General features: G+C 58.8%; 27 protein-coding genes and 1 riboswitch. Of the genes, 6 read left to right on the forward strand and 21 right to left on the reverse strand.

The features are described 5' to 3' along the window. Position 1: 1 nt before the first annotated feature. From FBZ99_RS25470 to FBZ99_RS25520, 11 genes are all read right to left on the reverse strand, one after another. Positions 2-652, reverse strand: a complete 651-nt coding sequence (locus tag FBZ99_RS25470; RefSeq protein ID WP_113351020.1) for an urea amidolyase associated protein UAAP2 — start codon at positions 650-652, stop codon at positions 2-4. A gap of 16 nt (positions 653-668) precedes the next feature. Next, positions 669-1487, reverse strand: a complete 819-nt coding sequence (locus tag FBZ99_RS25475; RefSeq protein ID WP_113351021.1) for an urea amidolyase associated protein UAAP1 — start codon at positions 1485-1487, stop codon at positions 669-671. A 2-nt stretch (positions 1488-1489) separates the two neighbouring features. After that, on the reverse strand, positions 1490-2311 hold the full coding sequence (locus FBZ99_RS25480) for an ABC transporter ATP-binding protein (protein ID WP_113351022.1): 822 nt from the start codon (positions 2309-2311) through the stop codon (positions 1490-1492). Beyond that, positions 2308-3126: an ABC transporter permease gene (locus tag FBZ99_RS25485; protein ID WP_113351084.1), complete on the reverse strand. Its 819-nt coding sequence runs from the start codon at positions 3124-3126 to the stop codon at positions 2308-2310. Before FBZ99_RS25485 ends, FBZ99_RS25480 begins: the two co-directional genes overlap by 4 nt. 57 nt (positions 3127-3183) lie before the next feature. Continuing rightward, positions 3184-4257 (reverse strand): putative urea ABC transporter substrate-binding protein, encoded by a 1074-nt coding sequence (locus FBZ99_RS25490; RefSeq protein WP_113351023.1) that lies wholly within the window; start codon positions 4255-4257, stop codon positions 3184-3186. Positions 4258-4331: 74 nt separating this feature from the next. Beyond that, positions 4332-4445, reverse strand: a riboswitch (guanidine-I (ykkC/yxkD leader). Positions 4446-4783: 338 nt separating this feature from the next. Further along, complete coding sequence (gene folD / locus FBZ99_RS25495; RefSeq protein WP_145635583.1) at positions 4784-5689, reverse strand: bifunctional methylenetetrahydrofolate dehydrogenase/methenyltetrahydrofolate cyclohydrolase FolD; 906 nt, start codon at positions 5687-5689, stop codon at positions 4784-4786. A gap of 3 nt (positions 5690-5692) precedes the next feature. Next, positions 5693-6577, reverse strand: a complete 885-nt coding sequence (purU, locus tag FBZ99_RS25500) for a formyltetrahydrofolate deformylase (RefSeq protein WP_145635585.1) — start codon at positions 6575-6577, stop codon at positions 5693-5695. Positions 6578-6630: 53 nt separating this feature from the next. Continuing rightward, on the reverse strand, positions 6631-7437 hold the full coding sequence (locus FBZ99_RS25505; protein WP_113352486.1) for a 3-methyl-2-oxobutanoate hydroxymethyltransferase: 807 nt from the start codon (positions 7435-7437) through the stop codon (positions 6631-6633). 23 nt (positions 7438-7460) lie between these two features. Beyond that, positions 7461-8687, reverse strand: a complete 1227-nt coding sequence (locus FBZ99_RS25510) for an NAD(P)/FAD-dependent oxidoreductase (protein ID WP_113352485.1) — start codon at positions 8685-8687, stop codon at positions 7461-7463. 10 nt (positions 8688-8697) lie between these two features. Continuing rightward, positions 8698-9009, reverse strand: a complete 312-nt coding sequence (locus FBZ99_RS25515) for a MocE family 2Fe-2S type ferredoxin (RefSeq protein ID WP_113352484.1) — start codon at positions 9007-9009, stop codon at positions 8698-8700. Between the two features lie 25 nt (positions 9010-9034). Then, positions 9035-10123: a fatty acid desaturase family protein gene (locus FBZ99_RS25520; protein WP_113352483.1), complete on the reverse strand. Its 1089-nt coding sequence runs from the start codon at positions 10121-10123 to the stop codon at positions 9035-9037. Between the two features lie 150 nt (positions 10124-10273). On the opposite strand from FBZ99_RS25520, the gene FBZ99_RS25525 reads away from it, so the two are divergent. Continuing rightward, positions 10274-11302, forward strand: coding sequence for a LacI family DNA-binding transcriptional regulator (locus FBZ99_RS25525; RefSeq protein WP_069615676.1), 1029 nt, complete (start codon positions 10274-10276; stop codon positions 11300-11302). 149 nt (positions 11303-11451) lie between these two features. Here FBZ99_RS25525 and FBZ99_RS25530 read toward each other — a convergent pair whose 3' ends face one another. Together FBZ99_RS25530 and FBZ99_RS25535 are read right to left on the reverse strand one after the other, a co-directional pair. Then, entirely contained in the window at positions 11452-12261 is an 810-nt protein-coding gene (locus tag FBZ99_RS25530; protein WP_113333584.1) for a TIM barrel protein, read from the reverse strand. 149 nt (positions 12262-12410) lie between these two features. Next, positions 12411-13502 (reverse strand): LacI family DNA-binding transcriptional regulator, encoded by a 1092-nt coding sequence (locus FBZ99_RS25535; RefSeq protein ID WP_246661198.1) that lies wholly within the window; start codon positions 13500-13502, stop codon positions 12411-12413. A gap of 346 nt (positions 13503-13848) precedes the next feature. Between FBZ99_RS25535 and FBZ99_RS25540 the strand changes: the two genes are divergently transcribed. Continuing rightward, on the forward strand, positions 13849-14337 hold the full coding sequence (locus tag FBZ99_RS25540) for an RrF2 family transcriptional regulator (RefSeq protein WP_113352497.1): 489 nt from the start codon (positions 13849-13851) through the stop codon (positions 14335-14337). Here the strand turns inward: FBZ99_RS25540 and FBZ99_RS25545 are convergent. From FBZ99_RS25545 to FBZ99_RS25565, 5 genes are all read right to left on the reverse strand, one after another. Then, positions 14320-15342: a mechanosensitive ion channel family protein gene (locus FBZ99_RS25545; RefSeq protein WP_113352481.1), complete on the reverse strand. Its 1023-nt coding sequence runs from the start codon at positions 15340-15342 to the stop codon at positions 14320-14322. The genes FBZ99_RS25540 and FBZ99_RS25545 overlap by 18 nt on opposite strands. A 73-nt stretch (positions 15343-15415) precedes the next feature. After that, a complete protein-coding gene (locus FBZ99_RS25550) occupies positions 15416-15832 on the reverse strand; it encodes a cupin domain-containing protein (RefSeq protein ID WP_113352480.1) in 417 nt (138 codons plus the stop codon). A gap of 29 nt (positions 15833-15861) precedes the next feature. Next, positions 15862-16614 (reverse strand): SDR family oxidoreductase, encoded by a 753-nt coding sequence (locus FBZ99_RS25555; protein WP_113352479.1) that lies wholly within the window; start codon positions 16612-16614, stop codon positions 15862-15864. A gap of 162 nt (positions 16615-16776) precedes the next feature. Next, positions 16777-17691 carry an MBL fold metallo-hydrolase gene (locus FBZ99_RS25560; protein ID WP_113352478.1) on the reverse strand — a complete coding sequence of 305 codons (915 nt, stop codon included), beginning with the start codon at positions 17689-17691 and terminating at the stop codon, positions 16777-16779. A gap of 131 nt (positions 17692-17822) precedes the next feature. Further along, a complete protein-coding gene (locus tag FBZ99_RS25565) occupies positions 17823-18302 on the reverse strand; it encodes a carboxymuconolactone decarboxylase family protein (RefSeq protein WP_113352477.1) in 480 nt (159 codons plus the stop codon). A gap of 127 nt (positions 18303-18429) precedes the next feature. On the opposite strand from FBZ99_RS25565, the gene FBZ99_RS25570 reads away from it, so the two are divergent. Continuing rightward, complete coding sequence (locus FBZ99_RS25570; RefSeq protein WP_113352476.1) at positions 18430-19380, forward strand: LysR family transcriptional regulator; 951 nt, start codon at positions 18430-18432, stop codon at positions 19378-19380. A gap of 10 nt (positions 19381-19390) precedes the next feature. On the opposite strand, the gene FBZ99_RS25575 is transcribed toward FBZ99_RS25570, so the two are convergent. Continuing rightward, positions 19391-20761 carry an MFS transporter gene (locus FBZ99_RS25575; RefSeq protein ID WP_113352475.1) on the reverse strand — a complete coding sequence of 457 codons (1371 nt, stop codon included), beginning with the start codon at positions 20759-20761 and terminating at the stop codon, positions 19391-19393. 163 nt (positions 20762-20924) lie between these two features. Between FBZ99_RS25575 and FBZ99_RS25580 the strand changes: the two genes are divergently transcribed. After that, the gene (locus FBZ99_RS25580) at positions 20925-21482 is read left to right on the forward strand and encodes a NuoB/complex I 20 kDa subunit family protein (protein WP_069615666.1); all 558 of its coding nucleotides are present in this window, start codon (positions 20925-20927) and stop codon (positions 21480-21482) included. A gap of 309 nt (positions 21483-21791) precedes the next feature. Beyond that, positions 21792-22295: a sigma-70 family RNA polymerase sigma factor gene (locus FBZ99_RS25585; protein WP_113352474.1), complete on the forward strand. Its 504-nt coding sequence runs from the start codon at positions 21792-21794 to the stop codon at positions 22293-22295. A 43-nt stretch (positions 22296-22338) separates the two neighbouring features. Here FBZ99_RS25585 and FBZ99_RS25590 read toward each other — a convergent pair whose 3' ends face one another. Continuing rightward, entirely contained in the window at positions 22339-22731 is a 393-nt protein-coding gene (locus FBZ99_RS25590) for a response regulator (RefSeq protein WP_113333594.1), read from the reverse strand. A 327-nt stretch (positions 22732-23058) separates the two neighbouring features. On the opposite strand from FBZ99_RS25590, the gene FBZ99_RS25595 reads away from it, so the two are divergent. After that, a complete protein-coding gene (locus FBZ99_RS25595; RefSeq protein ID WP_233788669.1) occupies positions 23059-23304 on the forward strand; it encodes a DUF982 domain-containing protein in 246 nt (81 codons plus the stop codon). A 232-nt stretch (positions 23305-23536) separates the two neighbouring features. Here the strand turns inward: FBZ99_RS25595 and FBZ99_RS25600 are convergent, their stop codons facing one another. Further along, on the reverse strand, positions 23537-24055 hold the full coding sequence (locus FBZ99_RS25600; protein WP_113333596.1) for a ferritin-like domain-containing protein: 519 nt from the start codon (positions 24053-24055) through the stop codon (positions 23537-23539). Between the last annotated feature and the right edge of the window lie 122 nt (positions 24056-24177).

A 24177-nucleotide genomic window follows, 5' to 3' on the forward strand; every position in this document is an offset into this window, starting at 1 on the left:
CTCAGGCCTCACCGTCCCATACAAGGACTCGGATCGGCGTCGGGTCGAAGCCGTTGCAGGGATTGTTGATCTGCGGGCAATTGGAGATGACCAGAAGCACGTCCATCTCGGCCTTGAGCTCAACATAGTCGCCCGGAGCGGAGATGCCGTCGACGATCGTCATTTCACCTGACGGTTCGATCGGTACGTTCATGAAGAAATTGATATTGGGCACGACGTCGCGCTTCCCCATGCCATGCTTGGAGACTTCCAGCACGAAATTGTCGCGGCAGGCGTGAAGATATTTCGTACCGTGGCCAAAGCGGACCGTATTGCTCTCGCAGGAGCAGGCGCCAGCTGAAGTGTCATGACGGCCGCAGCTGTCGGCGGTCATCGTCAGCATGACGCGCCCTTCGTTGGAGATGATCCGGGTGCCTGTGGTGATATAGGCGGCGCTCTGTTCGCGCATCGTGTCCTGGTTGGAATAGCGCTCGGAATAGTCCTCGGCATTGTAGAACAGCGTGTCGATCGCCTGCTGGCCGTAGCTGTCTTCGATGCGCAGCGTCTGGCCCTTGCGCACGATCGTCGAAAACGGCGCTTCGGCAGCGATGAAATGATCCTGCACCGCCTTGTCGAGCGTGCGGGACGGCGCGGTCTGAATGAAATCGCTCATGATCGTCTCTCCCGGCTCAAAGATTGGCGACGGCGTTGTTTTCAAAGCCGCGCACGGCTTCGGCGGTGGCCGTGCGGCACAGATCGTCTTCGGCGATCGGCTGGGCGGCGATGCGGGTGACGGTCACCGGTTTCGGCGCGTAATGCGGGTCTGGATCTAGCGGGTGCGGGCAATTGGAAAAGCCGACAATCATGTCCATCTCGGCGCGAAGATGAACATAGTCGCCATCATGCAGAAGGTCCGGCTTCCAGGCGAACTTGCCGTCCGCATCGACGCGGACGGGCGCGAAAAGCGTAAAAGCTGCGGGAATATCGCGCCGATCCAAGCCAGCTTTCGTCGCGAGCAGGATGAAATTGTCGCGGCTGTTACGCAGGCCTTGGCCATATTTTGTCTCATTGGAGGCGGCGGTGGAGCCTCCCATCAGGCAATCATGGGCGCCGGAGGAATCCTCCGTCACCGAGAACATCACACGCCCCATGTCGGAGAAGATCACGCGGCCCTTCGACAGAGCCGTCGTCCATTGCACCTTGACCGTATCGACGAGGTTCAGCCGTTCGCTCGGATCTGCCGCGTTCCAGGCAATCAGCGATACGGAGGAAAAGCCTTGCTCCTGCGCGATGCGCAAGGTCTCACCCGTCTTGATGCGTGTCGACCAGTACCAGCCGCCGGGCAGGATCTCCCGGTGCAGGACGAGGGAAGGGGCGATCGGTGGGGCGGGAAGCGGACTTGCCGCCGGCAATGCCTTCGGCGCGAATTCCAGCCCCTCGCGTTGATGATCTTCATAGCGCGCGCGATTGGCGGCGATCTCTTCTGGCGAACGTCTGACATGCTGCATGGCTAAATATCTCCCGATGGTGCCAGGTCGTCCCGGCGGTGCCCCAGGGAAGAGACCGGGCCGTCCCGGTCGGGGCCAAAGATCGAGGCTGCGCCGGCAGTGCGCGGCGGCCAGATGGAAATGTCCTTGGTAATGGTGGCGCCGTAGCGCTCCTTCTCTTCTGGCCTGTCGCGGCGCCGCTCGAAGGCGACGACGCGGGTCGCAAGCGTGAAAGCTTCGCGCATGTCATGGGTCACCATGACAACCGTCATTTGCGTCTCGTGCCAGAGGCGTTTCATCAACGTATGGATTTCGGCGCGGATGCCTGGATCGAGCGCACCGAAGGGTTCGTCGAGCAGCAGTACTTTCGGTCGCATGATGAGCGCTTGCGCAAGCGCCAGGCGCTGCTGCATACCGCCGGAAAGCTGGGCCGGGTACTTGTTCTCGGCGCCGGCAAGACCGACTTCCTCAAGAAGCTGACGTGCCTCGTCGGTGGCATCGCGACGCGCCGAGCCGAAAAGCCTTGCCTTGTAGCGCGAGCCGGCAAGTTCCTTGCCGAGCAGTACGTTGCCGAGCGCGGTCAGATGCGGAAAGACCGAATAGCGCTGGAAGACGACGCCGCGATCGGCGCCGGGTTCCGAGGGCAGGGCTGTGCCATCGAGCAGGATCGTCCCGCGCGTCGGCTGTTCTTGTCCCAAAAGCATGCGCAGGAAGGTGGACTTGCCGCAGCCGGAGGGGCCGACGAGCGCGACGAAGGCACGCGAGGCCACCGTCAGCGAGACATCCTCAAGCACGATCTGGTCGCCATATTCCTTCCAGACCTTTTCGATTCTGAGCTCGCTCATGCCTGCTTCTCCAGTTCGGACCAGGGGAAGACGGCGATGCGGATGCGATCGAGCAGGTAGTTCATGACCACGGCAAGCAGCGTGATCCAGGCGACATAGGGAAAGATCACGTCCATCGAGAGATAGCGGCGGACGAGGAAGATGCGGTAGCCGAGGCCGGAATCGGACGAGATCGCTTCGGCGGCGATCAGGAACAGCCAGGCCGGGCCGAGCTGCAGCCTGAGGCAGGTGATCAGCCGCGGCAGGATCTGCGGCAGTACGACGCGAAGGGCGATCTGCCAGGAAGAGCCGCCAAGCGTCTCGGCCTTGACGATCTGCTCGCGCGGCAGTTCCAGCGCCTTCAGGGCCAGGTCGCGGATCATCGTAGGCGCAACACCGATGACGATGAGGGCGATCTTCGACGTCTCGCCGAGACCCATGACGATGAACAGAATGGGCAGCAGGGCCAGCGGCGGCACCATGGAAATGACGGCGACGAAGGGAGACAGAAGCGCCCTCAGATAGGGGAGCATGCCGATCAGCATGCCCAGGCAAAGCGCGATCGCCGTGGAGATGCCGAGACCGGAGAGCAGCCGGACGAGACTTGCCCCAGTGTCCGACCACAGGAGGTAGTCTCCGGTGCGCGGATCGGCGATGAAGGCCATGCGGTTGATGGCGTCGGCAAAGCCGGCGAAATTCGGAAGCAGCTTGTCATTGGCGTTTTCGGCAAGCCTTGCGGCGGAACCGATCGCGTAGGCAATGATCAGCAGCGCAAAGGGCAAGAGCGTCAAGGCAAGCTGCGCGCCGGGACTTGGCTTGGTATTGATCCAACGCATGAATGGCTCCGCGAAAGGAAAGGCTGGCGGCGCTGCTGCGCCGCCGTTCAAGGAAGGTCAGAGCAGACCGTCGGCGGCCGACTTCATGTAGGCTTCGGTGAAGCGAAGCTTCACGTTGCTGCCGTCGCCGAGGACTTTGCCATCGGGCATTTCGATGCCGATGACATCGGCGGAAGGCGCGCCATTGCCGAGAAGCCCCTTCTGAAAGAGGAAATTGCGCACGAGATCCATGGTCTTCGGCAGGTTCGGCGAGGTGGTAAAGGTGAGCGCATCGGCGGGCTTGTCGAAAAGGCGGGTCGCAGCGAGCTGCGCCTCGAAGCCCTTGAGGTCCGTGCCCGATGCCTTGCCCATGGCTGCGCGGGCGGCCTTGCCCTCCGCCGTGTCGGCCTTCATCAGCGCGGCGGTTTCATACCAGATACCGGCGAGTGCCTTGCCGAAATTCGGGTTGTCTTTCAGCACATTGCTGTTGGCGACCATCAGATCGATGATTTCGCCCGGCACCTGCGAACTGTCGAAAACCTTCTTGGCGCTGGAGTCTTCGAGAATGGTCGAAACAAGCGGGTTCCAGGTCACGACGGCGGAAACGTCAGGCGTCTTATAGGCCGCTACCATGTCGGCATCGGAGGTATTGACCACCTTCACGTCGCGTTCGCTGAGCTTGATGCTGTCGAGCGCGCGCGCCAGCAGATAGTGCGATACTGAATATTCGACGAGGTTGACGTTCTGGCCCTTGATGTCGGCGAGGTTCGCCTTGTTTTTGAGGATGACGGCGTCGTTGCCGTTCGAGAAATCGCCGACGATAACGGCCGTCGTATCGACGCCGCCGGCAGCCGGGATCGAGAGACCATCCATGTTGGTGAGCGTTACGGCATCGAAGGCACCGGCCGTATATTGGTTCATCGACTCGACATAGTCGTTGAACTGTGTGACCTCGATATTGATGCCATATTTATCGGCCCATTTCTTGACGATGCCGTGGTCGCTCGCATAGCCCCAGGGCATCCAGCCGACATAGATTGACCAGGCGACCTTGAAGCTGGTCTTCGGCGCAGCACTGGCGACCGAACCGAGCCCGAGGGCCAGCGATACGGACAGGGCTGTGACGGAAAGGATTTTCGAAAAAGTCTGCATTGAAATTCCCCTTTTGCTTTTTTCAAAAAGGGATCGGCAAAGACCATCGCGCCGCCAATCCCTTGGCTTACGAGGTCTCCCGGGCTTTTATCCCGCCGTGCATCCGGTGGGATTTCTCCCCCAGCCGGTGGTGGCTCTCGGACCAGCCACGCTTCATGTGAAGCGCCGGAACCCTAGCCACCAACTCAACCAAATACGAAGCAAATGGCGTGCCAGATCGTAAGTGGTTGATTTTGTTAGAGGAAAGGTGTTGTGGTGTTGATGAAAAATTGAGCGATCTGAAAATTTGCGCGGAGAATATGCAATTTTGATGAGCGCGATGATCCTCATTAGACGACTGACAAGGAACGATCGGAAGCAGCAGGCTGAGCTTGCTCGTGTCGAGTTGGATAAGCCTAGTTCTCCTCCCACCTTGTGATAGCGAACTCGCTTAGGAGGCAAAAAACGCTCCTCGTGCTAGTCGATTAACTTTAGCCGTCGCCGATAAACGAGCTCGATGGTGCAGTGGTCTAAACAGCTCTCTCCCTCAAAACCTCGGCGGCTTCTGACCCGCGGCGCGATGGGCAGCGATGACGGTATTGGCCATCAGCATGGCGATCGTCATCGGTCCGACACCGCCCGGAACCGGCGTGATCGCGGCGGCGACTTCGGATGCTTCACCATAGGCGACATCGCCGACCAGCCGGCTCTTGCCCTCGCCGCGCTCGGGTGCATCGATCCGGTTGATGCCGACATCGATGACAGTGGCGCCGGGCTTCACCCAATCGGCCTTCACCATCTCCGGACGTCCCACAGCCGCCACCAGAATATCGGCGCCTCTTGCCACCGAAGTCAGATCCTTCGTGCGCGAATGCGCCGTCGTGACAGTCGCATTGGCGGAAAGCAGCAATTGCGCCATCGGCTTGCCGAACAGGTTGGAGCGGCCGATGACCACCGCATTCAGACCCGACAGGTCCTCGCCATGGATGGAGCGCACCAACAGCATGGCGCCGGCCGGCGTACAGGAGATCAGCCCGGTTTCGAGATCGCCGGTCGCAAGCTTGCCTGCATTGACAACATGTAGGCCATCGACATCCTTCTCAGGACGGATCGACTGAATGATCGCATCGGAATTCAGATGCTTCGGCAGCGGCAGCTGTACGAGAATGCCGTGGATGGAGGCATCGTCGTTCAGCGAGGCCACCAGGGCAGCGAGCTCTTCCTGCGTCGTCTCCGCCGGCAGCGTGTGCTGAACCGACTTGAAGCCGCACTCCTTGGCCATCTTGCTCTTGGAGTTCACATAGGCGTGGCTGGCCGGATCGTCGCCGACGATGACGACCGCAAGCCCGGTCTTCACCCCGGCCTCCGCCTCAAGCTCCGCCGCCGCAGCCTTCACAGCCTCGATCACCGAAGCTGCTGCTTTCTTACCGTCGATCACTGTCGCGAGCGCCATCACTCACCCCATGCGCTCGGAGGCATAGGAGCCCGGGCTTGCCGGGAAGACGACGGTGCGATTGCCGTTGAGGAAGGTGCGATAGTGGATATGCGCATGGATGGCGCGCGCCAGCACCTGGCTTTCCACATCGCGGCCGATCGAGACATAGTCCTCGGCCGACTGCGCATGCGTGATGCGCGCCGTATCCTGCTCGATGATCGGACCTTCGTCGAGATCGGCCGTCACATAATGCGCCGTCGCCCCAATCAGCTTCACCCCGCGCTCATAGGCCTGCTTGTAGGGGTTCGCCCCCTTGAAGGACGGCAGGAAGGAATGGTGGATGTTGATGATGCGGCCCGACATCTTCCGGCAGAGCGCATCCGACAGAACCTGCATGTAGCGGGCGAGCACGACTAGCTCCGTGCCGGTCTGCTCGACGATCTCGAGCAGCTGGGCTTCGGCCTGCGGCTTGTTGTCCTTCGTCACCTTGATGTGGTGGAAGGGGATGTCGTGATTGACGACCACTTTCTGGTAGTCGAAATGGTTGGAGACGACGCCGACGATGTCGATCGGCAATGCGCCGATCTTCCAGCGGTAGAGCAGGTCGTTCAGGCAATGGCCGAAGCGCGAGACCATGAGCAACACCTTCATGCGCTTCTTCTCGTCATGGATCTCGGCATCCATGGCGAACTTCTCGGCGATCGGCTTGAAGCCTTCGACGAGCGCTGCCTGGCCCACGCCTTCTTCCGAGATGAAGGAGACGCGCATGAAGAACTTGCCGGTATCGAGATCGTCGAACTGGCTGGAATCGACGATGTTGCAGCCCTGCCCGGCCAGATAGTTCGAGATCGCCGCTACGATCCCACGCGTCGATTGGCACGTCACTGTCAATACATAGGTTTTCATTCGAGATAGCCCAATTCGATGTGTAAATGCTTCACCCGAAGCCTAAGGTTCACTTAAAGAGTTTGCTCGGCGATCATATGCAGGAACGCCTCGAGCTCTTGCCTGTCGACTGCGACCTGATGTCCCTTCTCCGGATAGGCGCCGGAACGAACGTCATCGGCAAATTCGGCAAAGGCGGCAATACGCTCATTCTGCAGCCGATCGAACTCCGCCGCGAAATCGCGGTAGACCTTCGCATGGCGGGGGCGATGGCCGCGATTGCTGCCAAGGACATCATCGGCAAACAGATATTGCGCGTCACATCCTGTTCCCGCACCCATGGAAATCATCAGCATCGATGTCCTTTGGCTGATGGCGGCCGCAACGTCACCAGGCACAACCTCGATTTCGACGGCAAAGGCGCCGGCTTCTTCCAGCGCCTTGGTCTGGCGCCAAATTTCAAAAGCGCTGATCGACGTTTTTCCGACGGCGCGAAAACCGCCCGTCCATGTCGCCTTCGAAGGAATGAGGCCAACGTGGCTGCAGACGGGAATTCCCTCATCCCGCATTCGTCGAATGATCGCGAGGCTTGCAGCGCAATAAACGGCATCGCCTCCGGCTTTCAGTGCCTTGAATGCCTCCCGCATATATTCTTCTGCCGAGACATAGTCGCCATATTCCAGGCCCGGTACTGCAAAGGGGCTTGGCGCGGCTTCACGGAAAGAGGGGCCCAAAAGCGCTGGTGGGACAGAAAGCATATCGATGCCGGCTCTCTCGGCGGCTTGCGCTTCCTCAAGTGACGTGACGCGCAGCATTGTCAATTGTCGCTTTCCTTTGAGCGACAGGAGATCAGCAACCGTCGGACGATTGTGCTTTTGCATTGGATGTTCCTCGATATGGATAGTTACGCCGCAAGCAACGACTTCAGCTTGACCGTGCTCGCCGCCAAAGCAGCTTGATCCGGATGCGCGCGGGCGGCGATCAGCATCTCGGCAAGGCGGATATCGCGCGCTATGGCATTGCCGCGTCCGATACCGCTGGCGGCGAGCAGCCTTCCGTCCGCGCCGAGATGGAAGAGGATGAACGCCCCGTCATCGAGGTCGCGCCGTACATGGGCGACCGCTTCATCCGCAAGGCCGGCAATCTGCAATGTCAGATCATATTGATCGGACCAGAACCACGGCACCGCGGATATCTCCGCACATTCTCCCAGCATGTTGGCGGCGGCGAGATTGGCCTGCTCCTGCGCATTGCGCCAGGATTCGAGGCGGACACGCCTTCCGCCATAGAGCGCCAGCGGAAAGGAGCAGCAATCGCCCGCCGCATGAATATCGGCCATCGAGGTCTCCAATCGCTCGTTGACGGCAATGCCGTTGTCGATCGCAAGGCCCGCGTCGGCGGCAAGCGCGACATTCGGGAGGGCACCGATACCGACAAGCAGCAGATCGGCAGAGATCACGTCCCCGGTCGCCATGCGAATGACCACCTTGTCGGCGTCCTCCTGCACTGCTTCGATGACTTGACCGCAGCGTATATCGACACCCTCCTGACGATGCCGTTCGGTAATTGCCTCGGCGATCTCCTCCGGCACGCCGCGTTTCAACACCCGCGGAAGCCCCTCGATTACAGTGACGTCGGCGCCGCGCTTGCGTGCCGTCGCTGCCAGTTCCAGACCGATGAAGCCGCCGCCAATGATGGCAATGTGCCGTCCGGGATTGAGCACGGCATGCAAAGCCACCGCATCCGCATGGGTCCGCAGCATGCGGATGCGATGAGAGGTGCCATCGGTGCCGGGAAGCTTGCGTGCCGAAGCACCAGTTGCGAGCAGCAGTTTGTCGTAACTTAGCGTTTCCCCACCCGCGAGCCTGATGGTCTTTGTGGAGGGAGCGATCGTTGTCACCGTCGTATCGAGCCTCAGGTCGATCGATTGCTCCTGGTAACGCTCCAATGCTGCGACGAATTTTGGCTCGAGCGCCTCATCCGATCCGCCCTTCGAAAGCGGCGGGCGTTCGTATGGGGCCAGCGGCTCGGCGCCGATAAGGGTGATGTCGCCCTCAAATCCCTTTTCACGAAGTGCGAAGGCAGCGCGGGCGCCGCATTCCCCGGCTCCGACAATGACGAAATGCGCCACGATAGCCTCCTCAGAGCCCGATGAAGACGGTGCCATTCTCGACCTTGACCGGATAGGTCTGCAGATTGATGCAGACCGGAGCGCCCTTGGCTTCGCCGGTGCGGTAGTCGAAGCGGCCATTGTGCTTGGGACATTCGATGATGGTGTCCATGACAAGACCATCGGCGAGATGAATCTTTTCATGCGTGCACAGGCCGTCGGTCGCGAAATAATCATCCTCGGGGCTGCGATAGATAGCGAAAGTCCGCCCGTCATGATCGAAACGGATGACATCCTCCTCGTCGATTGCATCAGCGGCGCAGACTTCGATCCAGTTGCTCATGTTTTCCTCCCTCGCAATGTCGATGTTATTGTGCGGCGGCAGCCGGCAGGTCGCCGTGGAACTCTTCACGATAGGGCCGCGCCGTTGGCGGCAGCTCGCGCTTCAGGAAATAGTCCTCGTTGCGCAATTGCCGCAGGAATGCCGGGATCATCTCGCGATAGCCGGACCAGATGGATGGATTGGCGGCCGGCAGATCATGCTTGATCATCGCATGCAGCTTCGGCAGCGCGTGATAGGGCACCATCGGAAACATGTGATGTTCGACATGATAGTTCATGTTCCAATAGATGAAGCGGCTGACCGGGTTCATCATGACGGTGCGGCTGTTCAGCCTGTGGTCGATGACATTGTCGGCAAGGCCGCCATGCTGCAGCAGACCGGTCAGAACATGATGCCAAGCGCCGTAAAGCCGGGGAAGGCCGATCAGCATCAGCGGCAGGATCGAGCCCATGGTGATCGCTGATGCGATAGTGACGATATAGATCGCAAGCCAGATACGGGCGATGCGGATCGCTTTCGGCTGCTCCATCTCGGGAATGAAGGTCTTTTCCGCGGCGCTGACGAAGCCGGCAGCATTGCGCAGCATGTCGATCATGGCGTACCAGGCATCGAGGATGCCGAAGAAATTCAGGACGAGGCGCAGGAGATCCGGCGGCCGCATGACGGCGATCTCCGGATCCCGGCCGACGATGACGGTATCGGTGTGATGGCGCGCGTGGCTCCAGCGCCAGGTCACCGGATTGCGCATGATCATGAAGCAGGCGATCTGATAGACCGCGTCATTCATCCATCGCGTCTTGAACGCCGTACCATGGCCGCATTCATGCCAGCGGCTATCCGAGGCAGAGCCGTAGAGCACACCATAGGCCAGGAAGAAGGGGACACAGATCCAGGATCCCCAGAAGTAGACGGCCAGTACAGCGAAAACCGCCATGCTGCCGAGCCAGATGATGGTGTCGCGGATCGCAGGCGCATCCGAGCGCTGCATCAACGCCTTCATATCCTTGCGCGCAACATCCGTGTGATACCATTCGGCGGCAGCCAGCCCCGTTTCCACCGCCAGCTTGCCGCTTGCGCCGAGCAGATCATAGTCACGCTTGATCATCGTCGTCATCCCTGCCTCCCGCGATGCGCGATAGCGCCTCGCTCTCAATGCTGGAAACGATAGATCGACTTTTTGCTTGCCTCAATGCAGGAATGATGGAATCTATCAAAACCTATCATTAAGATAACGCAGGAATGATAAATTCCATCAGGAGCCGCCATGCGTCGCCCCACCATATCGGATCTCGCCAAGGCGTCCGGCGTCAGTGTCGCCACCATCGACCGCGTGCTGAACGGACGCCTTCCGGTTCGCGAACAGACGGCACGGCGCGTCTATGAAGCGGCGCAGGAAATCGGCTATCACGCTGTCGGTCTCCTGCGTCAGCGCGTCTTCGAAGACGTGCCGCGCTATCAACTCGCATTCCTATTGCAGAAGCCCACGCAATCATTTTATCAAGCTTTTGCCAAAGAGATCGAAGCGGCTGCGGCGGCGATGACGGCAGCGAAGCTGCAGGTTCAAATCGACTATCCGGCTGTCTCGACACCGAGCGCGATCGCGGAGAAAATGCGAGCGCTGGCAGCGCGTAATCAGGCCGTGGCCGTCGTCGCCCCTGATTATCCGGCTGTCGAGGCCATCGTCGACGAACTCAAGGAAAAGGGGATTCCGGTCTTTTCCGTACTTTCCGACTTTGCCGCGGGCGTTCGGGAAGGATATCTCGGCCTCGACAACAGAAAGGTCGGGAGATCTGCTGCCTGGACGATCGCGCGCACGGCTCGCAAGCCGGGCAAAGTGGCGTGTTTTGTAGGCAGCCACCGCTTTCACGGCCACGAGTTGCGAGAGGTGGGTTTTCGCTCCTATTTCCGCGAGAATGCGCCGGAATTCGAAGTGCTGGAAACGCTCATCAATTTCGACGCCGTCGACGTCACGCATGAGGCGACGCTCGATCTTCTGCAGAAGCATCCAGACCTTATCGGTCTTTATGTCGCCGGCGGCGGAATGGAGGGGGCGATCGCCGCACTTCGGGAAGAAAACCGCGCAGGCGATGTTACCCTCATCGTCAACGAGCTTGTCCCCGAGAGTAAGGGCGCACTGATGGATGGAACAGTTGCCATGGCCATTTGCACTCCACTGCCCCTTCTGTGCCGAGAGCTCATCACGCAAATGGTGAGTTCAGTCGAAGGGAGCGCGCAAACGACCGCGCGCCAGACCTTTTTCCCGTTCGAGATCTATATCTCCGAGAATATTTGAATGAGGGAAGCCCGGCGATGGCAAGGTCGCGTTGGCAGCGCCGCTGCCCACGCGAAAGCGCCAAAACAGGAGCTCGATCTTATCGACACCAGATCGGACCGGGCCCACAGCCAAGCTCGGCGGGCTCCTTCGCATCGCCAGCTTGGCGATCACCCGGCCTTCAGGGCCGATTCGATGAAATCAAACGAGGCTTGGATTGCTTCTCGTGGGTTGGCGAGGTCGTGCACCAGGGGAGAGAAGCATTCGTAGGAAATCGGTCCGACATATCCGGCAGCCTGAAGAGCCTTAATCTGACCGACATTGTCCAGTCGGTCCAATCCGTCGACAAGAACCCGGTGTTCGTCTTCCATCTGGTTCAGCTGCAACGTCGGATCGACGACAGCCGATATGTGGACGATCCCGGTGTGGCTGGCAAAAATCGGTCCGCCATCCGCCAGGGCGTGATGGAATGTGTCATGGACGAGTTTATAGCGATGTGCTGCCCCGAGCGCGTTGATCGTGTCCACGAGCTCTGCCTTGTAACGCAGCGAGGAACGCTGAAACCCCAATGGCTCGACCAGTGCGACCAGGTCCGCCTCTTCAAGAAGAGGTAAGATGGCGGCAAGGGACGTTTCGAGATTGGCTTTGCGCTCCTGCGCCTCGGTACCGATCCCCTCGTTTCGAGGGATCAGGCTGATGGTTTCAGCGCCGGCTTCCTTGGCGATTGCAATCAGATCCCGAACCTTCCGCTCGATATCATCCGACCAGAAATTGAACGGATAGACCTGGGACAGGCCAACGAGCCGCAAACCTCGCTCCCGAACCATTTGACCTGCCTCGGCCGGCGAAAGGCCGTCAAATAGCTGGCGCTTGAGGTCGTTGCGAACCTCTACGCCCTGGCAGCCGAGAGCAACCGACAGGTCGAGGAAATCGGTGTAGCTAAGATTTGGTGCCGTAATCTGATTGAGTGCCCAGAACATGTTTCCTCCCAAGATCCCGATATTGCTGCTCCAGCGGAGCGTCACGCGGCTCTAGGCAATGCCAAAAGCATCCGTCGCGCGCAATCGGGTGGAATTTGGATTAGCGCATCGGTGAGGTTTCTTGCGTCTTCCGCTTGAGGTGTTTCACCTCATTCTGAGATGGAAGGAGGTAGAAAAAGTTGCGGTTCCAGAAAATGCGCATCCGGCATTTGAACGCGACCCTGGAGCACGTTTTGTGCCATCAATTCGACGGTGTCCCGGCAAAGCTGTGCCAAGGGCGTGCCGATGACCATTGTCGCATAGCCGTCGGAAAGGGCTGCGCGACTGACAGAGGTGAGCTCGTTGACGATGAGGGCGACCTCCCCGGGCGCGCGCATTTCCCGCAGCGCCGCTATTGCGCCTTCCATGCCACCGCCTGCGACATAGATGCCTCTCAAGTCCGGATGACGCTCAAGCAAGGCGACGGAGGTTTCATGGGTGAGCTTTCTTGTCTCAAGATTGATGACCGGTTCCAGGATATCGAGATCCGCCCGCAACTGGCTTAAGTATGAACGGAATCCGGCTTCCTTCAATTCGTGTCCCTGCCAGCGATTACTGCCAAGAAAAATCGCGACTTTTCCGGGCTGGCGACTTGCTATGGCAATCATCCATGCCGCTAGGCGTCCGACCTTGTGATTGTCGAGACCGATATAGGTTTGACGCGCGCCGTGGCCGAAATCATTCAGCAGGGCGAAGACGGGAATTCCGTTCTGCCGCAGGCTCCGGGCGGCTTCATTGACGATGCTATGGTTGACCGCAGTGCAAGCTATCGCATCAGTATGCGTGGCAAGTTCCCGCATGATTGCCGCAAAGTCTGCCGGCGACTGAGACGGAGAATATCGGATGATCACTTCACCGCGAAAATCCTGATGGTCTGCCACCGCCCGGGTCAGCTCTTTGCTGAAAGACTGATAAAACTCCTGTCTTTCTTTTATGAGCAGAAAGCCAAATCTCACTCTTGCAAGCGGTGCGGTCAGCTGCCGATCGATCAGACCACTCGCATAATAGGCCAGTTTATGCGCTGCTTCTGCAACCTTGCGGACCGTTTCCTCGCGGACGAAGCCTCTCTTGTGAATGACACGATCTACAGTCGCTTTGCTCACCTTCGCCTCTTTGGCGATATCCTCAATTCTTGTCCGCTTCATATAAATCCTGATCAGGTCCCCGGGGGTTGCTGACCTTGCCTTATTCGCCAGATCCAACAGGCTTCGTCATTGCCGGCAATCTAAGTCAAAGTGAAAAGTGCTCCAAGAGGGGCGGTTGTGCCTCGATCTATCAAAATGTCGATAGTTTGCTTCAGCCGCTGTCGCCTGGCATGGCTGCAATGGTCGAGTTGCCGCCTTGCGCGGGTCGATTTCGTTTCCAGACCGCCATCCGGTTCGTCATGGGGAAGGGATGTTTTCGAAGCCCTGAAGATCGTTTCGCTTATGCATGCTCGGTATGCGAGAGGCAAATCTGCATCTCGGAATTTATTTACATGGCGATCAAATAAGGATATTCTTTATCCTTGATAGATATATGCCAGCCGCGGGCCTTTGGAATGAATTTATGATTTTGAAAAGCCAAGTCGAATGGGCTCTCCATTGTTGTGCCATTCTTGCGGGTTTGCCTGAGGGCCGCTATCTCTCCACCAAAGCGCTCGCCGAATTCCATGGGCTTCCCAAGGAATATCTTTCCAAGGCCCTCCAGAGCCTCTCTCAGGCTGGACTTGTCGACACGACACTCGGCCCCTCCGGCGGTTATCGATTGGCGAGACCGCCCGCGGATCTCACTTTTCTGGAGATCGTTGAGGCCGTCGAGGGGCGGCAGCGAACCTTCGTCTGCACCAATATTCGCGCCAACAACCCCTGCCGCCCGAAGGACTATTGCGAGAGCAGTCCTTGTGCGGTGGCGCGCATCATGTGGGAGGCCGACGAAGCGTGGCGCGAGAAACTGCGCGGCGTCAAATTGTCAGATCTCGTCGGCATCCTGTCGAAGGAGATCCCGCCGGAACTCTGGAAAAGCTCTTTCGAATGGGTGCTAGAGCGCGCCGGATGATATCGCCCTGAGAGTGGCCTGTTCCTTCTGTTCGCCTATCGGGGGGCAGACGAGGCTTTGGGCCGGCATCGCCAATGATATTCCGTTCGCCTTGCAATGTTCGTAGATGAGATCGATGATCTCGTTCTGTGCCGACATGCGGCTTGCCGCGCTCGCGACGCGGAAGAACAGCTCGACCTCGATGGCGATTGCGTCGATCGTCTTGAGCGTGACGACCGGCGGCGGGTTCATGACGATCCTTTCGCAGCCCTGCAGGACGGCAAGCATGACCTCTTCGACGAGCCGCGGCTTGTGTATGGCGGATATTCGTATCGTCAGCGAGATCTGGTGCGACTCATCAGGGCGGCTGCGATTGGTGACGCCCTGTTTCGCCAGAACGCTGTTCGGCAGGACGACGACGTTATATCCGCCAGAAAGCAGATTGGTGGAGCGCCAGTTGGTTTCAACGACGCGCCCTTCGGTGCCGTCGGCGAGCTGGATCCAGTCGCCGATGACGTAGGCGTGACCGAGAGCCAGCGCGATTCCGGAAAAGACATCGGCAAGCGTGTTCTGCAGCGCAAGGCCGATGATGACGACGACGATGCCTGAGGTGGCAATCAGCGGCCCAACGGGTGCACCGAAGACGAAGCCGATGACGGACAGGGCGACGCCGAGATAGACAATGCCGACGATCAGATCCTGAAGAAGATGCGCCTCCTGCGGCCGGCGGTTGAGGGTGAGATAGATATGAAGGAAGCCGATCATCGTCCAGGCAAGATGCAGCCACCAGAGGATCCTTGCGGATTTGGCAAGCAGGATGCCGCCATCCTGAAGCTCATCGTAGTCAAAGTGATAAGGCGAAATTCCGGCAAGCCAGAGCACGAGGCTCATGCAGCAAAAGAAGAGGATCTGCACGACGAGGCGCGCAGTCGGACGACGGCGCCCCTGGATGTGCCAGATGAGAATGCCGGCCAGCCCGAGCAGATTGATCAGGACGAGCGGCAGAAAATGATGTTCGCCAAACATGATAGGGCTCACCGACGATGATTTCCTGAAACCGGGAAGGGACAGGCGCCTCCGGCACCCATCCAGCCTCCGGTTATTTCTTGATCGGAAAGGTCAGTTCTTTCTGGCTGCTGTCGACAACGAAGACAGCCAACAGCTTCGCCGGCTTGGTCTTGCTCGCATTCTCGCTGACGCCATGGCGATCGCCCGGCATCTCGGAGAAGTTTTCGCCGGCCTTGAAGACTTTGACCGGACCGTCATTGACCTGGCTTCGGATCGCCCCTTCCAGGACCGTTGCATAAATGAACGCCGAGTTCGGATGGGTGTGGGCCGAGGAAAAGCCGCCCGGACCATATTCCACGAGGACGCCCTTGATGCTCTTGCCAGGAACGTTCGGCAGTTCGTGTTGGTAGACAAGCGTGACCTTGGCGTCCTTCTCGCCTTCGGCGTGTGCGACGGCGGTGGTGGACAGCAGGACGGTGAGGGCGAGGCCGAGAATTGACTTGATCATCTCGAATTCCTTTCTGAAGAGTTAGACGGTCATTTGCGCGCGGAGGTTGCGAACCATTGCTCGAAGGTGATGCGGCCGAGGCGCGGATTGCCGTCGGACACGAGCGAGCCGTCTTCCAGCCTTGCGCCGAAATAGCGGGCTTCCGGATCCGCCACGACCTTGCGGGCATCGCCCATGGCCTTCAGATAGCGGGCCACGAGCTCATTCAGCCGGACACGTTCCGGACCGGAGATCTCGACGATGCCGTTGATTGCCGCGGAGTTCGCCACGACGGTCATGTTGTCGGCGACGTCGTCGGAAGCGATCGGCTGCACATAGGCCGGCGACAGGCGCACCGTATCGCCGACCGTGCCGGACTGGGCTATGCCGCTTAGGAATTCCATGAACTGCGTCGAATGGACGATGGTATAGGGAATGCCGGAGTCGCGGATGATCTTTTCCTGGGCGATCTTGGCGCGCATGTAGCCGCTTTCGGGCAGGCGATCGACGCCGATGATGGAAAGGGCGATATGATGCTTCACGCCGGCCGTCTTTTCCGCTGCCGCCAGATTGCGGCCTGACGTCTCGAAGAATTCGAGCACGGCTTTGTCCTCGAAGGAGGGCGAGTTTGCGAGGTCCATGACGATGGAGGCGCCCGCCAATGCTTCGGCGAGCCCTTCGCCGGTAATCGTATTGACGCCGGTGTTCGGTGCGGCGGCAACGACTTCATGGCCCTGCCTACGAAGGCGGTCGGCCGTCTTCGAACCGATCAGGCCGGTTCCGCCGATGATGACGATTTTCATGAGCTTCTCCATTTGCGGTCGCTTCGCGCACCGCATTGTTCGTTCATTCTGTGTGATTGTGTTGCAAGGACGGGCCGGCTCTGATCATGCCTTGCATCCGCTCAGCCGAGCCAGGTGCTCCCTAACAGCTGCACGCCGGCCCGGCGCTTGCTCACCAGGGAGTTAGTAGTCCCAGAACACCGGTACCCAACGGAAGACATCGCCGTCGGTTGCCACATGGCCGACCGAAGGGAACGGCATATGGGTGGCAACCAGAAGCCCTCCGGTCTCGGCCAGCTCCCGCAAAAGACGGACGCGCACGCGCGCAGCTTCTTCCGGATCGTGTTCGAAGCCGTTGTGCCAGTCCGGATGTTCGAACCCGACGGCGAACACCGCATCGCCGGCAAACATCAGCCGGTCCTTTCCGGAGGCGACGCGGACCACGCTATGCCCGGGTGTGTGGCCGCCGGTTCGGGAGACGACCACGCCCGGTGCGACCTGGAATTCATCATCGAACAGTTGCAGTTGGTTCTCGTATTCCTTTCTGAACTGCTTGGCGGCAGCTCGAAGCGCGTCCGGGAATCCGGGCGGCATGGACACATGTGAGAAATCGGGCGCTTCCCAGAATTTGACCTCTGCTGCTGCGACATGGATCCTGAGGTCTGGACGCAGCCGCTCCTTCACTCCATCGACGAGCAGCCCGCCAACGTGATCCATATGCATGTGGGTCAGCACCACGTCAGTCACGGAACCAAGGTCGATGCCTGCAGCTTCCAGCCGCTTGATCAATTGTCCGGCGCGCGGCAGGTTCAACTCCGGGTCCAAGCCAAGACCTGCATCGATGAGGATGGTCTGCTTGCCGCTGCGAACGACGACCGCGTTCAGCGCCCAGTCGAAAGCGTCCTGCGGCAGGAACATATCATTCAGCCAGGCCGCGCGATCGGCAGCGTCGGCATTGTATCCCAGCATCTTGGTCGGCAGCGGCAACACGCCGTCGCTGATCACCAGTACCTCGATATCGCCGATCTGTACCGCGTAGCGCGACGGAACCAGCTCGTCGGGGTTTGATTTAACGGGATGAGAAGTGTCCAGGTCCATGTTTGTCTCCTGTTGATCGAGATCTTGGAACCGATCTGGCCGGCTCCACGGTTGAAATGATTGTCATGAGCGTTTTGGTCGCGGCCGCCGGAACGGCCACCCATCGTTTGCCGAAGCCTTTTCTGAGAGGCTCAGTTGAGGCCGGCCCTGTCGAGGCCGTAGGCCTTGTCGGCCGAGCCCGGCACGGTCTTGAAGGCGATGCTGGCGCGGTTCCAGGCATTGATGACCATGATTACGAAGGTGAGATCGGAGATCTCCTTCTCGGAAAGCTGGCCGCGCACGCGCTCGTAGAGCTCGTCGGGAATGCCGCCTTCATGCAGTTTCGTCACCGCTTCCGTCCAGGCGAGCGCGGCGCGCTCCCGGGGAATGAAGAGATTGGATTCCCGCCAGACGGCTACGTGGTGGAGCCGGAGTTCGCTCTCGCCATGGATCTTGGCTTCCTTGACATGCATGTCCAGGCAGAAAGCGCAGCCGTTAATCTGCGATGCGCGGATGTGAACGAGATCCTGGATCTTCTGTTCGATGGCGCTGTCCTTCAGAGCCATGCTGAGTTCCGAAAGTTTCCTGAAGAGTTCCGGTGATTGCTGGGCATAATTCAAACGCTGGGTCATGGTCGCCTCCGTTATTAAGGACATTAAGTATCCTTGTGGATAAAAGATATCCTTAATAGCTGGACAGTAAAGTCCTTCCGGGCTAAGGTTCGAACATAAGGCCTATGCCGAAAAGTATGGGGTGGGGATGGATATCGTATGCGCATTGCAAACATTCATGCGGGTGGTGGAGACTGGCTCCTTTTCCGCCGCAGCGATTGATCTCAGGCTGACGCAGCCTGCTGTTTCACGCCAGGTTTCGGCGCTGGAAGCGCATCTCAACACACGTCTGCTGCATCGCACGACCACCGCGCTGGCGCTGACGGCGGAGGGGGAGCAGATCATCCCGATGGCACTCAAGGTCATCGAGGCGGTCGAGGCGCTTAGTGAAACCACATGTCGTGATGGCGGGCGCATAGCCGGCAAGGTGCGGCTGGCTTTGCCGACACCGCTCGGGCTTTACGTCAGCGACCGGCTCGGGATGCTGCTCGAACGCCATCGGGGACTTTCCGTCGACTTGCTCTTTCGCGAGGAACCGTCCGACCTGGTCGAAGAGGGGATCGATCTTGAGGTACGGCTGGGAACGGTCGCAGACTGCAGCCTGATGTGCCGCAGAATTGGGTGGACGACGGCCTTTCTCGTTGCCGCGCCTTCCTATCTACAAGACCGGGCAGCACCCAAAACACCCGACGATGTCAGCGCTCATGATTGCATCTGTTACAATCGCGCCGGAAACGGCCGGGCATGGTCGTTCTCAAATGGCGCCGAGGACGTTACCGTAAGGATCGCGCCGCGCCTCGTCGCCAGCAACGCGGTTGCCGTCCACCGTGCGGTGTTGGCTGGCAATGGGATTGCCGTACTTTCCCACATTCTTGTCGGGTCCGACATCGAGGAAGGCAGGCTGGTGAACGTCATGCCAGACTTTCCGCCGAGCCGGGTCGCTATCAGCGTCGTCTACCCATCGCGTCGGAACCTGCCGTTGCGCATCAGGACGGTCCTCGACTTCCTGATTGAGATAGTCGGCAAGGATCCGCTGATGGCGCCTGCGTCTTCTCATTGGCTTGGATGGCGCTCGGATTGTCGAACGTCACCCGCATAAAAAGTGGGATTCACGCTCGCTTGAGATATCGCCACGCCGCCACGCTGCCGAAGAGCTGAAGACCGCCGCCGCAAAACATAGCCACAATGAACCCGAAAGCGGGCTCCCGGAAGAACGCGTAGACCGATCCGAGTGCGGCCACGCCGATGGTTGCGCCAACCATGCGTGCGACGTTGATCAGTGCGCTCGCAGTTCCAGCGCGCTCACGGACGACGCTCGAAACCGCGACTGCCGTAAGAGGCCCGGTCGCCATGCCCATCCCGATACCGGTCAACAGCAGGCCGAATTCCTCGGCGGTGAACAGGTTACCGTCAAAAGTAATGCCGAGCAGAAGGTTCCCTAGTCCTATCGTCGCCAACCCGATGCTGATGGTGTGCCGTTTTCCCAGATGTTCAGAAAAGAAACCGGAGAAGGGTGAGATTGCCACAAAGCTCAGCGCCATGGGTAATAGTGCCAGCCCGACAGCGATCGGAGGCAGTCGATCGAGGCTGAGGGAGGCGAGGGGAAACAGAAAGAGCGTCCCGTACATGCCGAACGTCATTGCGGCCGTTCCTGCCATCGCCCCGCTGAACCGCTCAGTGGAAAACATCGAAAGCGGCACGAGAGCCCGCTGATCGAGGCGTCGTTCCACCAGGATGAAAAGCGTCAGCAGACCGAAGCCGCAAAGTGCCAGCAGGATCGTCCAGACTATCGGAAAATGCGAGGACTCGATTGCCGCCAGAGTGATGGCGGCGAGCGACAATATGCCCAATAGCTGACCCAGCATGTCGAACGATCGTCCCTTTTTATCCGCACTTTCCAAGATCCAAGGCAATGCTCCGGCAGCCGCCGCCACGCCGATGGGAACCACGACGAGGAAAACAGCCCGCCAACCGAAATTATGGATCAGATAGCCGCCAAGGCTTGGCCCAATGGCAAGCGACATGCCGTTGCAGCCGGCCCAGATACCGAGCGCCCGACCGCGAATCTGCTCGTCTGGGTAGATCACTCGAATGAGCGAAAGAGAGGCCGGTATCAGAAGGGCCGATCCGAGGCCGGTTATCGCTCTGGCGCCGATTAGGATCGTGATCGTCGGAGCCAAGGCGCATCCAAGGCTTGCGATTGAGAAGATGACGCAGCCGACGATGAAAATCAGACGACGTCCGTAAAGATCCGCAAGCAGACCGCCACTGATCAGAAGCGCAGCGTAGACGAGATTGTAGGCATCGACGACCCACTGCAACTGGGTTACGGAAGCCTGGAGGCTCTCGCCGATTGGTTGGACAGCCAGATTGACAACCGACGTGTCGACCTGCGCAACGATCACGCCCAGGCAGAGAATGGTCAGAGAAGCAGGATGTAGTTTCGAAGGCCGGTCGTCGCGCTGCTCGATTGAATGCATGACATTTCCTCATGGAAACAAACGTAGAGCAACTTGTTTGGTTTCACTTTGAAGGCATCGAAGTATCGAAAGACAAGGATGGTCATGCGAACCGAAAGGCACCCGTGCCTGGAACAAGCCTGTTCCGCGCAAGTTCGGGAGTTTTCCACGGGAGAACGGACCAATGTCTTCCTACAAAGACCGCCCTGTCATCAGCGATTTTCAACATCCCGGCCAGGCGCCGACTGGTGATCCCTTCATGGGAACGATCAACAACGAACTCGCCGATAAGGGTTTTCTCGTCACGAGCACGGACGAATTTGTCAGTTGGGCGCGCACCGGATCGCTGATGTGGATGACGTTCGGGCTTGCCTGTTGCGCCATCGAGATGATGCAGATGTCGATGCCGCGCTATGACGTGGAACGCATTGGTGCCGCGCCGAGGGGTAGCCCCCGGCAGTCGGATCTGATGATTGTTGCCGGCACCGTATGCAACAAGATGGCGCCGGCGCTGCGCAAGGTTTATGACCAGATGCCCGAGCCGCGCTACGTGATCTCCATGGGATCATGCGCCAATGGCGGTGGCTATTATCACTATTCCTATTCGGTGGTGCGCGGATGCGATCGGATCATTCCGATCGATATTTATGTGCCTGGTTGCCCGCCGACCGCGGAGGCCTTGCTTTACGGAATTCTGCTTCTCCAGCGCAAGATTCGCCGCAATGGGACGATCGAACGATAACCGACACCCGTCGGCCTCGCTCTCCGTGGCGGCGTCGCGGCGCTTTGACGTTTATTTAGATTCTCATGGAACAAGCTCAAGATGCAGCCGTTCCCCTAGCAGATGCAAGGAACATCGAAGCCTTAAGATCGCAACGAAGCTCCCGAACGCATCGCAAACAGCAAGTCTGCTCAAATCAAGGTCAATGAAGGCATTATCCGAGGTCCACAGGGCACCGGTGCCGGTCTAGCGTATGGACGGCAGCTGAAACCACGCATTGCGCGGCAATGCTGGAACGGTCGTTATGCGCGTTCTTCAAGGAGAAAAATTGTGACCGATAGCCCCAGCACCCCCGATCTGCAAAACGAAATTGTAGAGCTTATTCCGGCCCTTCGTGCATTTGCACGCTCGTTTCATAGAAACGCCAGCGACGCCGACGATCTCGTGCAGGAAACCCTCGCGAAAGCGCTGGCCAATCTCAACCAATTCGATCGAGGCACCCGGCTGAAATCGTGGCTGTTCACGATCATGCGCAATACGTTTTGCACGAAGTTCCGCATTGCCCGGCGCGAGGCTCCCGGAATCACGAAATGCGTTTCCGGCGCCGGGGTGGCCGCGCCATCGCAAGAATGGGCGATACGGGCCAAGGAAATGGAAGAGGCCTGCAATCTGCTGCCGGAACCTTACCGTGTCGTGCTCGAATATGTTGTCATAGAGGGACGCTCCTATGATGCCGCTGCCGAGAAATTCGGATGTGCGATCGGTACCGTGAAAAGCCGGCTCAGTCGAGCCCGGCAGCAACTGGCAGCGCACCTTGACGAAGACAGGCATTGATGATGCCTGCACTTCTCAACGCATGGAGTGGTAATGCGTGGCGTTATGTATCTTTGTCCGGGATGCCGAACAGTGCCTTGGCAATATGATCGAGCGCGGCAGGCCTCTCGGATAGCACAAAACCTGCAAAGTTCATGTCTGCATCGATTGGGTCTCCGCCAAGAGCGAAGAGATAGGGAATCTTTTGCCTGTCGAGCCGTTCGACCAGGGGAAATACCTGTTCCGCCTCGAGATTCAGGTCGAGTATCGCCGCGTCCAGGTCATTTGCCTCGATGAGATCGGACGCATGTTCGAGATCATGGACCGGACTAACTATAATCGCTCCGAGTTCACACAGCTTTTGGCGCACCTCGTCGGTCAGAAAGTAACCGCTCTCTGCCACCAGGAGCCGCTTTCCCGAAAACAATTGGCTATAGAGGGGCGCTAAACCGTCCATTTCTCGATCCGAATTGAGCCTTGCTTATAGGTGTTGGCGCGTGAACCGAAACTGAACCACGGTTCTTGTACACGGCAGCTGTCTTTGTGCGCTCGTCAAAGGAGGGCTTTCGGTGAACGTCACATGATTTGAGAGGAAATTCTTACCCTCAATCACGAACAACTGCCGCCGGAAAAGGTTTCCGGACTTGATGCGATAGATCAGAGAAAACAGTCGAACAGGCTCGGCCTCGGGAACAAACGGCCGCGCATATGGTTCGAGCATAGGGGAGGGGCATCCACGGCATGGGAGAGTTGGATGCACAATGTGATTGATGTGGAATTCAAGATGCTTTGGACCGCACCAGTCTACCTCGCGACCAGCAGTCGAGACGGCTGTCTGATTCAGGGGCCGGAGGATGCGATCCATTTCCTGTCACGAAGATGGCCTTGCGAACGAAGCAGGTCCTACGCGCGTGCGACGGAAAAATGCGTTGCGGCGGTTTCGCACAAAATTCCCGTCGAGGCGTCGCGAGCAGCTTTTGTAATTGCCTGCCTCGACGCGCACCTGATGTCGGGAAGCAGGTCGCCATGAAGACTGGCGACGATGATGCGATTTCAGAAAAACACGCTTACGAGTTCGGCCGGAAAGCCTTTGCAAAGGGAGTGAGCAGCGACAGCACGCTTTTGCGCAAGTGAACAACGCTGCGATCGAGGCGTATGGATTCATGGATGCGCAAAAGAAAAGATCCGTAGTGGACAGCATAAGCCGGGCCATCGGCCAAACTGATCATCCGCAATTGCTCCCCATGCCGGACATAAGCAGATTACCCTTGTCTCGCGAGGCGTCCGTCTCCCTCCCACATCAGCAGAAACTTCCGCGTTATCTGCGGCAGATGATCGTCAATCCATTTGGCCATTGCCTGCTCTTCGGCCAAGCTCTCCCGCAGAGCATGTTTTGCCTCGTCGAAGTTTCCGGCGTCCGCGATCGTCAGCAGTGATTTATATGCCGCGATTTCATAGTTTTCGAATGCGAAATCGGTGAGGGCGTCTTTCAGCACTTCGTCGCTTACGCTTGCATGGCTCATGACAGTCGTCGGGCTGGTGAACGAAAGGATCATATCCTTGAGGTTGAGATAATCCTCGTCTAAATCCTTAAGGATACGTTCGAGTCGCCTGATTTGATCCTCCGTTTCGCCGATGTGCTGTTCAAGTTTTGCCGCCACTTCCGGATAATTTTCCAAGCGTGACGGTTGCGGTCTTGTCATCCCCAAAGCCTGGTTTTCCATCGCATAGGCGTTTCGAAGGCCGATGACGAACATGTCGTGGATTTCTGTCTCTGCCATGATTGCATCCTCCATTGGCTGCTCGTTCTCAAACTAGGGCGAATTGGCGTTGTTCCCGCCGCTTCTGTTGTCCTGACGAATACCGGAGGATCGGCAGCATGCATTGAGTGCGGAATTTGACG

The organism is Rhizobium sp. ERR 1071 (assembly GCF_007828675.1).
Taxonomy (GTDB): domain Bacteria; phylum Pseudomonadota; class Alphaproteobacteria; order Rhizobiales; family Rhizobiaceae; genus Rhizobium; species Rhizobium dioscoreae.